Annotated in this window: 7 protein-coding genes; 4 read left to right on the forward strand and 3 right to left on the reverse strand. The window is 31.7% G+C overall.

All coding sequences use genetic code 11. The features are described from left to right. The first annotated feature begins 104 nt into the window (after positions 1-104). Genes BLS00_RS09125 through BLS00_RS09135 form a run of 3 tightly spaced genes read left to right on the forward strand, consistent with a single transcriptional unit; the run spans position 105 to position 4,659 of the window. Entirely contained in the window at positions 105-542 is a 438-nt protein-coding gene (locus BLS00_RS09125; RefSeq protein WP_091405137.1) for a MarR family winged helix-turn-helix transcriptional regulator, read from the forward strand. Between the two features lie 41 nt (positions 543-583). After that, positions 584-2,806 (forward strand): ABC transporter ATP-binding protein, encoded by a 2,223-nt coding sequence (locus BLS00_RS09130; RefSeq protein ID WP_091405141.1) that lies wholly within the window; start codon positions 584-586, stop codon positions 2,804-2,806. Next, on the forward strand, positions 2,803-4,659 hold the full coding sequence (locus BLS00_RS09135) for an ABC transporter ATP-binding protein (RefSeq protein ID WP_091405144.1): 1,857 nt from the start codon (positions 2,803-2,805) through the stop codon (positions 4,657-4,659). The genes BLS00_RS09130 and BLS00_RS09135 overlap by 4 nt, the downstream gene beginning before the upstream one ends. A 36-nt stretch (positions 4,660-4,695) precedes the next feature. Here the strand turns inward: BLS00_RS09135 and BLS00_RS09140 are convergent, their stop codons facing one another. The 3 genes from BLS00_RS09140 to BLS00_RS09150 all read right to left on the reverse strand — a co-directional run bounded on the left by BLS00_RS09140 (position 4,696) and on the right by BLS00_RS09150 (position 8,124). Continuing rightward, positions 4,696-5,898: a sugar transferase gene (locus tag BLS00_RS09140; RefSeq protein ID WP_091405147.1), complete on the reverse strand. Its 1,203-nt coding sequence runs from the start codon at positions 5,896-5,898 to the stop codon at positions 4,696-4,698. Between the two features lie 397 nt (positions 5,899-6,295). Further along, positions 6,296-7,684 carry an MATE family efflux transporter gene (locus tag BLS00_RS09145; RefSeq protein WP_091405150.1) on the reverse strand — a complete coding sequence of 463 codons (1,389 nt, stop codon included), beginning with the start codon at positions 7,682-7,684 and terminating at the stop codon, positions 6,296-6,298. After that, complete coding sequence (locus tag BLS00_RS09150) at positions 7,684-8,124, reverse strand: MarR family winged helix-turn-helix transcriptional regulator (RefSeq protein WP_091405152.1); 441 nt, start codon at positions 8,122-8,124, stop codon at positions 7,684-7,686. The genes BLS00_RS09145 and BLS00_RS09150 overlap by 1 nt, the downstream gene beginning before the upstream one ends. A gap of 274 nt (positions 8,125-8,398) precedes the next feature. Here BLS00_RS09150 and BLS00_RS09155 point away from each other — a divergent pair, with 274 nt between their 5' ends. Then, entirely contained in the window at positions 8,399-10,111 is a 1,713-nt protein-coding gene (locus BLS00_RS09155; protein ID WP_176759892.1) for a M3 family oligoendopeptidase, read from the forward strand. Positions 10,112-10,209: the final 98 nt, after the last annotated feature.

Genomic DNA, 10,209 nt, shown 5'->3' on the forward strand with positions numbered 1-10,209 from the left:
TATCATAAAATTTTTATAAATTCTTAAGAAAATCTTTATTTTTAAGATGTAAAATTTATTTTGATTACGAAATATTCGGTTTCGAAATATTTATGGGGTGATTTATGGAAAACAAAGCATTAGAGATTGTAAAAAATCTAAAAGGTATCATGGATTTGTTTAGAAAGGCTGTTAAAAATGAGGTTAAAGATAAGAATTTAACCAGTTCTCAAGTTATGGTTATTGCAATTTTATCCCATAGAAAAGAGATGAAAACAAGTGAACTCAGCAAGGAATTGGGCCTTTCAAATAGCACTGTTTCTGGAATTGTAGATAGGTTGGAAGAAAAAAAATTAATTGAGAGAATAAGGAGTAAGGAGGATAGACGTGTTATTAAAGTAAGAGTTAATAAAGAGTTTAAGACTTCTATGGCGAGTAAGTACATGGATGTTGAAGAAAAAATAACCAATATCATAAACAAATCGCCTAAAGAGGACATCGATTTTATCTTAAAGGGTTTAGAAAATCTAAAAAAACTGTTAGAAGAAGAAATAAAGGAATAATTTTTATTTTTATAACAATTTTTATTTAAGGAGCCAACAAAATGCTAAAACTGATTAAATATTTAAAACCTTACAGTTTCCTTCTGATAATGGCCATATTTTTGCTCTTTGTTCAGGCAATGAGCGAATTGGCTTTACCAAATTATATGTCGGATATTGTAAATACTGGTATTCAACAAGGTGGTATTGAAACTGCCGTTCCAAAAGCTATGAGAAAAAGTACAATGGATAAAATCACTCTTTTTATGGACAGTGAAGAGAAGGATTTTGTTTTAAACAATTATGAATTTGTGGACAGCTCTTCTGAAAATTATGACAAATATTTAGAAGAATACCCTGCCTTGGAAAATGAAAACATATATGTATTAAAAGATATTTCAAATAAGACAAGAGATGAATTGATCCCAATACTGGGGAAAACTCTCATGACTGTTTCAGGCATTCAACAAGCAAAAGAAAATGCTGAAGGCGGAGTTATGAATTTAAATGGCATGGAAATGCCGGCTAATTTAGACGTGTATAATTTGTTGAAGATGATGCCAGAATCTCAAAGACAACAAATGACCGAACAGATAGACAAACAAATTGAAGCATTGGGTGAGGACATGGTCAACCAAGCTGCGGTTGCTGCGGTTGAAAAAGAATATGTTGAGCTTGGTTTAGATGTTGATAAAATGCAAAATGATTATATTTTGAGTACTGGATTTTGGATGCTTATGGTTTCTCTTTTGAGTGCTGCAAGTACAATTGTTGTAAGTTTATTGTCTGCAAGAATTGGTGCCGGAGCTGCAAAAGATATAAGATACGACGTTTTTTCTAAAGTCGAGAATTTTTCAAATTCAGAATTCGTAAAATTTTCTACAGCTTCGCTTATAACGAGAACTACAAACGATATTATCCAAATTCAACTGGTTCTTATTATGATGATAAGAATGGTTTTTTACGCACCAATTATGGGTACTGGAGGAATTATAAGAGCTCTTGATACAAGTCCTTCCATGTCGTGGATAATAGTTCTTGCGGTTATAGTTTTGTTGGGTTTAATAGCAGTCATTTTCGCAATTGCCCTACCAAAATTCAAAAAAATGCAAAAACTTATAGATAGGTTGAATTTGGTTACAAGGGAAAACTTATCGGGAATGATGGTTATTAGAGCTTTTAACACACAGAAATTTGAAGAAGAGAGATTTGATAAAGCTAACACAGAACTTACAAAAACTCAGCTTTTTATAAACAGAGTTATGGTTTCTATGATGCCTATTATGATGTTTATTATGAATGGTGTTATGGTTCTAATAGTTTGGATTGGAGCACACCAAATTTCTGAATCTTCTCTACAAGTTGGAGATATGATGGCTTATATGCAATATGCCATGCAGATAATTTTCTCATTTTTAATGCTTTCTGCAATGTTCATAATACTCCCAAGAGCTACAGTTTCAGCAAATAGAATTAAAGAAGTTTTAGACGTTGACCCAGAAATAAAAGATCCAGAAAATCCAAAAAATATTAAAAATCCAAAAGGTTTGGTGGAGTTTAAAAATGTTTCTTACAAATTCCCACACGCAGAAGAACCTATTTTGAAAAATATAAGTTTCACAGCTGAACCGGGAAAAACAACTGCTATTATAGGTTCAACTGGTTCTGGTAAATCAACATTGGTAAACATGATACCAAGATTTTACGACGCTACCGAAGGACAAGTTCTTATAGATGGAATTGATGTTAGAGAAATAACACAAAATGAGTTAAGGAAACAAATTGGTTATGTGCCACAAAGAGGTGTTCTTTTCAGTGGAGACATCGAATCCAATTTAAAATATGCCGATAAAAATGCCCCAGAAGAACTTATTAATAAAGCCATAGACATAGCACAAGCAAGAGAAATAGTAGAAGAGAAAGAAGAAGGAATACACGCCCCAATTTCACAAGGTGGTTCTAATGTTTCTGGTGGACAAAAACAAAGGTTATCTATAGCAAGAGCACTTGTTAAAAAACCAAATGTTTTTATCTTCGACGATAGCTTTTCCGCTTTGGACTTTAAAACGGATTCTAAATTGAGAAAAAAACTCAAGGAAGAAACTGGTAATAGCACTCTTATAATTGTTGCACAAAGAATTGCAACTATTAAAAATGCTGAACAAATAATTGTGTTAGACGAAGGGAAAATAGTAGGAAAAGGAACACATAACGAACTGATGGAAAGTTGTGAAACTTATAAAGAAATAGCCTTATCTCAATTGTCCAGGGAGGAATTAGAATGAGCGAAGATCAAAAAAAACGTCCTCAACAACAAAGTCAGGGTTCTGGTCCTGCGATGATGAGAGGTGGAGAAAAACCTAAAAACTTTGGGAAGTCTTTCAGAAAATTGTTGAATTATATTAGTGAATATAAAATTCCTATTATAATAGTGTTTGTTTTTGCCGCTGGTTCAGCTGCGCTGATGATTTTTGGCCCAAAAATACTCGGTAACGTAACTACAGAAATATTTGAAGGTCTTATGGAAAAAATAGCCGGTACCGGAAATGGTATAGACTTTGGAAAAGTTGCTAATACATTGTTGATGCTTTTAGGTCTTTATTCTGTCAGTGCATTGTTTAGCTATGTTCAAGGTTGGATTATGTCAGGTATTTCTATGAAAATCACCTATAAATTCAGAAGGCAGATTTCTGAAAAGATGAATAGGATGCCTTTCAAATATTTTGACAATACAAATCAAGGTGAAGTTTTATCCAGAGTTACCAACGATGTCGACCTCCTCAGTCAGTCTATGAACCAAAGTTTGACTCAACTCATAACAGCAATTACCACTATTATAGGTGTTTTGATAATGATGTTGACTATAAGTTGGAGAATGACTCTTATAGCGCTTGGAATAATACCAATATCTATATTTTTAATAGCCTTAATAGTTAGATATTCCCAAAAGTTTTTCAAACAACAACAGGATTACCTGGGAAACGTGAACGGGCATGTTGAAGAAATGTACGGCGGTCACGTTGTTATGAAAGCTTTTAACGGTGAAAAAGATAGTGTTGAAAAATTTGAAGTATTAAACAAGAAACTTTACGGTGCTGCTTGGAAATCACAGTTTTTCGCTGGCCTTATGATGCCTATTATGAGATGGGTTGGTAACTTGGGATACGTTGGTGTAAGTATAATGGGTGGTTTTTTGGCTGCACAGAGAATGATCTCAGTTGGAGATATTCAAGCTTTTATCCAATATGTGAGACAGTTTACACAGCCAATTGCACAAGTTGCAAACATATCCAATATACTTCAACAAACAATCGCTGCTGCAGAAAGAATCTTTGAATTTTTAGAAGAAGAAGAAGAACCTGTTGAAACAACAAATCCAATTAATCCAGAAAAATTAAAAGGTGAAGTAGAATTCAAAGACGTTCACTTTGGTTATGATGAAGACAAAATTATAATAAACGATTTTTCTGCAAAAGCTAAACCAGGACAAAAAATAGCAATAGTAGGACCAACCGGTGCAGGAAAGACTACTATGGTTAAATTGTTGATGAGGTTCTATGATGTGAATTCTGGAGAAATATTAATCGATGGATACAACATACAAGATTTCACAAGGCATGATTTAAGAGCCCAATTTGGAATGGTTTTACAAGATACTTGGTTGTACAACGAAAACATAAGAGAAAACATCAGGTACGGAAACTTGAACGCATCTGACGAAGAAGTTTATGAAGCTGCGAGAGCAGCTTATGTTGAAACCTTTGTTCACGCTCTTCCAGAAGGATATGATTTGGTGTTAAACGAGGAAATAACCAATATTTCTCAAGGACAAAAACAGCTTATAACCATTGCAAGAGCTTTTCTTAAAAATCCAAAAATGCTCATTCTCGATGAAGCCACAAGTTCTGTAGATACAAGGACAGAGCTACAAATCCAAAAAGCTATGGACAAGCTAATGGAAGGAAGAACAAGCTTTATTATTGCACATAGGTTATCCACAATTAAGAATGCTGATTTAATACTTGTCATGAACCATGGTGATATTGTAGAACAGGGAAATCACGAAGAGCTTCTTGAAAAAGACGGTTTCTACGCAGATTTATATAAAAGTCAATTTGAAGATCCAATGACTGTTTAATATAAAAACTCCTTGCATTAATTTTGCAAGGAGTTTTTATTGCCCTTTGTGAAAAAACATCGTTTCAACTGTTTTCAACATTATCTGTAAATCAAGCATTATGCTTCTATTTTTAATGTAATATAGATCATATTCTGTTTTTCTTTTATAATCTTCAAGGCTTTGTGTGTATTTGTAATATATCTGAGCCCAACCAGTTATACCAGGCTTTGTTTGGTATCTGATTTCATAATAGTTTATATTTCTCAGCATTTGGTTGTGGAATTTTTCTATTTCAGGCCTTGGTCCTACTATTGACATATCACCTTTTATTACATTTATGAACTGTAAAACTTCATCAACTCTTGTTTTTCTTATTAACTTTCCAGATTTAAGTATTTTTCCTTTTTTATCCATAGTTCTGAACTTGATCATCTCAAAAGGCATTTGATTTTTGCCAAACCTTTTTTGTCTGAAAACCAAAGGAAATCCCGATTCAAGAAGAATTACTATAGATATAAGCAACATAACGGGTGAAAAAATTATAAGTAATACAACACTAAAAAGAATATCTATTACCCTTTTTAATTTTGGTTCTTCTTTCTCTGAGAAGTAAATCTTGTAATATTCTTCAAAAGAATACATTATTTTCAAATGTATTCTTTTCAAAAATCTTTCTGCTATTGAAGTTATGTATTCTTTTTTTATATTGCGTTTTTCAATATATTTTTTCATTTTATCTGATATAAAAGGATTTGCTATTAACAATCTGTCGTAGTTTACGTTGTTATTGTAAAACTCTAATTCCTCTAAGGTTTCTATATATCCTATAAAAACAATATTACCTCGGGACTTTTTGGTAATCTCTTCCAAAATGTTTTTATAATAGTTCTTTTTTCCATAAACTACGTATCTTAAAGGTTTTATATATTTTCTCTCGTATTTGAAAAACAACAAATGTAATACCGGTATACTTATAAAAGAGGATATAAATATTTTCAGTAAATTATAATTCTGAAGAAGTTGGGCTGAAAAAAGAGAAATCAAAAATATCATAAATGATGCGGTTATAAACCCAAAAAGATAACGTATTATTATCTCTGAAGGTGTCGCACCAATATCCTCTTCAAAAATTTTGAAAGAGTACATTCCCAAATAAATCGCCATTGTGTTTATGATTATTATATATATATTATTATATAATAATACATTAAAAATTAACAATGTAAAAATTTCTAAAATCTTTAGTTCTTTAATCATAAAAATACCCCATTTTAAGCTTTAATAGTTATTTTAAATGTTATATGTCTTATTATTATTTGTATATTACGATTTTTATCTGAATATAAATTTATGTTATAATATATATATATTCTTATGGAAATAGTAAGCCCCATAAAAACAAAGTTGGTTTTTGTTTTTAGCCTCAAGTATTCACCCTACTTGAAAAGTAAACCCTCATTATCGGCAGATTGAAAAACTCAATCTGCCAAATTTTTTATGTTAATGACTTTATTATCAATTATACCACTGTTAAATTATTTCACAATTTTTGTTGAATGATCTAAAACTTCCCTCATAATGGTATGTATTCTATAACATTTAGATATTAAAAAAGTGCTTTATCTTAGATTTATCCAGATAAAGCACTTTTGTATTATTCTGCTGTTTCAGTTTGTAAACTTAGCTCTATTTTTTGTTTTTCTATTGTTTGATTTAATATTTTCATTTCTCTCATTACAAAGATCAAAGTTACTGTAAATGCTAATGCATCAGATATAGGGAATGTCGCCCATATTCCTTCAAGTCCGAAAGAATTAGCCATAATAAATACTATTGGAATGAAAAACAATATCTGTCTTGACATTGAGAGTAATAAAGCTGGACCAGCTTTTCCTATAGCCTGGAATAATGACGAACCTACTATTTGGAAGCCGACTAAAAATATCACAGATACATTGATTCTTGTTGCCCACACAGCTTGTGCAATTAATTCTGCATCTGTCGTGAATATAGATATCAAAATTTCTGGAAAAATCATCAAAATTGCATAAGAGGCTACTGAAAATATAGTAGTAACTTTTGTGGCTGTTTTTATTACTTCTTTTACCCTGTCGTATTTTTTAGCTCCGTAGTTGAATCCTGCAATTGGTAAGAACCCTTGAGCTATTCCAGACATAGGCATAATCGTGAACATAAGCAATCTATTTATCACTCCAAATACGGCAATAGAAAGTTCTCCACCGTACAAACCAAGTAAATTATTCAAAACCACTGCCAATATACTCCCTGCAGCTTGTCTTGCAAAAGCAGATGCTCCCACAGAAAAAGTCTCTTTTAATATTGGCCATTCAAATTTTATGTCTTTAAAATGGAAGTGTAAAGTGCTTTTCCCGCCCAAAAAGTAAGTAAGAATGTAAATGACACCAGTCATTTGAGCCAATAATGTTGCAAGTGCAGCTCCTCTTATACCCATATCAAAACCAAATATGAATATAGGATCGAGGATAATGTTCATAATCCCTGAGATCAACATACTTATCATTGCAACTTTGGAGTTTCCTTCTGCTCTTATTACGCTATTAGAGGTCATTGCAAAAGAAAAAAATATGTTACCAATAAAAATAACACTCATGTATTCTATCGCATAAGGCATTATTGCTTCTGTTGCACCAAAAAGACCTAATATTGGCTTAATAAATATACTCCCCAAAACTGCTATAACAATGGAAAATATAGCTATTATTCCAAGCATGTTACCAAGTGTTTTTTCTGCTTTTACAACATCTTTAGCACCGAGGGATCTTGATATTATAGAAGCTCCACCAATACCAACCATTTGTGCCAAAGCCATGATTATCATCTGTATAGGAAAAGAAACTGATACTGCTGCAATTCCAATTGTTCCTATTCCTCTACCAATGTAAATCGTATCTACAAAATTATATAAAGCCTGCACCATCATTGCTACCATTGCAGGCAATGAAAGTTTTAAAAGGAGTTTCCCTATACTTTCGCTTCCGAGCATTTTTGAATTTTTTTCCATTAATCAACACCTTCTTTTTTCTTCTGTTTAATCATGTTTTCTTTCATTTTATCCAGAACATCTAAAAATATTTCCATCTTTTCTTCCTCAATTCCATGGGTGACTTTTTCTTCCCAAACTTCTGCTGCTTTTTTCAGCTCATCTTTAATATCTGCACCTTTTTTAGTTAAAAAAACTCTCTTTATTCTTTTATCTTTTTCATCTGATTTTCTTTCAATATAACCGTTATCTTCCAAATTTTTAAGAGCTCTGGCTGTAGTTGCCTTGTCTATTTCCAAAGCGTGAGTTATTTCATCTTGAGATAATCCGTTTCCGTGATTAACTATATACATAAAATAGTGCATCTGTCCTCTACCTATATGAAACTCTTTAAAAACACTGTCAAAAAAACTGTGAGAATTTCTAAATACGCATGATATTTTTCTTTCTATATATTTCATAATTTACCTCCAAAAAAAAGTTGCATGCACAACAGTTGCACACACAACCAATTATACTATATTATTTGTTGCGTTCGCAACTATTTTTTGTTAAAAAACCTTAAAGTAATCCCCTTCATATTAGATGTTTTTTATAAGGCTCCTAACAAACGGATAATGTTGTATATTCACCCATTCAAAAATTTTTACCTTTAAAAATTTATTAATTATAATGTTAAAATATGATATAATATGTTTACGTTACGAACTAATATTTTAGAAGGGGGAAGGAATTATGTATACCGATGAAAAGATTGTAAAAAAACCAAGGAAGTATTATTCAGAAGATTTAAAATTCACTGAATGGAATACTGTTAAAGAAGAACTCGAGAAATTAGAAAAATATGAAATCAACTTTAAAAAGGATTTAATAGAGTTTATGAAGAGGAAAAGTGAATTTGAAGCTGCTTTGTCTGAAGAAATGGCGTGGAAATATATCAGGATGACTTGTAATGCAGATAAACCAGAATTTTCAAAAGATTTTAACGAATTTTATTCAAAAGTTATTTCTCCTACAGAAGCTTATGACTTCAAATTGAAAAAGAAATTTTACGAAAGTCCTTTCAGAAAAGAATTAGGCTCCGAATATGATCTGTTGAACAAAATCATTTCAAAGGATATTGAGATTTTCAGGGAAGAAAATATTCCTCTAAAAATTAAAGAACAAGAGTTATCTTCTAAATACGGGGAGATAATTTCAAAACTCACTGTTGAATTCAAAGGTGAAGAAAAAACCCTTTCTCAAATGGGGGTTTATCAAAAAGATCCTGATAGAAAAATCAGAGAAGAAGCTTGGAAATTAGTTGGGGCAAAAGTTTTAGAAGTTAAGGACGAGTTGAACGATTTATTCGATCAATTAAAAGAGATTAGAATAGAAATAGCTAAAAATGCAGGTTTCGATAATTATAGAGACTATATGCATTTTGCAAAAGGTAGATTTGATTATACTCCTGAAGATTTGTTTGAATTCCATAAATCAGTAGAAAAAGTAGTAGTTCCTTATTTAAAAGAATTGAACAAAGAAAGAAAAGAAAAATTAGGTGTAAAAACGTTAAGACCTTGGGATTTGAGCGTTGATCTCGACGGAAAAGTACTTTCACCTTTTAAAACTGAAGAAGAACTTGTAAATAAGGCTATTGAAGTCCTACACAGAGTTAAACCAGACTTTGGGATCAAACTTGAAAAGATGAAAAATTCTGGTTTTCTTGATTTAGAAAATAGAAAAGGGAAAGCTCCTGGTGGATATAACTACCCTTTGCACGAAACTGGAGGTTCTTTTATTTTTATGAACGCTGTTGGCCTTCAAAGCGATGTTAGCACTTTGTTACACGAATCAGGTCACGCTATGCATAACTTTGCTTGTAAACATTTTGATATTGGTGCTTACAAAGATTATCCAAGTGAAGTTGCAGAAGTTGCTTCTATGTCTATGGAGCTGTTGACAATGGAACATTTGAACGTTTACTATTCAGATGATAACGACCTTAAAAAGGCTAAATTGGAGCAATTGAAAGGAACGCTAAAAATTTTCCCATGGGTTATGACAATTGATGCTTTCCAACAGTGGATTTACACAAACCCAAATCATACAGCTGAAGAAAGAGAAGAATTTTTTGCGTCTTTAATGGATAGATATAACACCGGTGATGATTTTTCTGGTTTAGAAACCGAAAAAGCTACAAGATGGTTGAGACAGTTGCATGTTTTCGAAGTTCCTTTTTATTACATCGAATATGCTATGTCACAATTGGCAGCACTTGGGATTTATAAGAATTACAAAGAAAAAGGGAAAGAAGCCGTTAAAATGTACGAAGATTTTATGAGTCTTGGCTATTCAAAACCTGTTCCTGAAATTTATGAAGCTGCTGGAGTTAAATTTGATTTTAGTGAGAAATATATTTCTGAATTGGTTGATTTTATTAAAAAAGAAATCGAAGAAATAGAATAAAAATTATGATATCATTTAAGCGTCCTTAGCAGGACGCTTTTGTTTTTAATGAAATATTTATAACACTTTTAAAAAATTAGATTCTTCGACTCCAAAAA

The organism is Geotoga petraea (assembly GCF_900102615.1).
Lineage (GTDB): Bacteria > Thermotogota > Thermotogae > Petrotogales > Petrotogaceae > Geotoga > Geotoga petraea.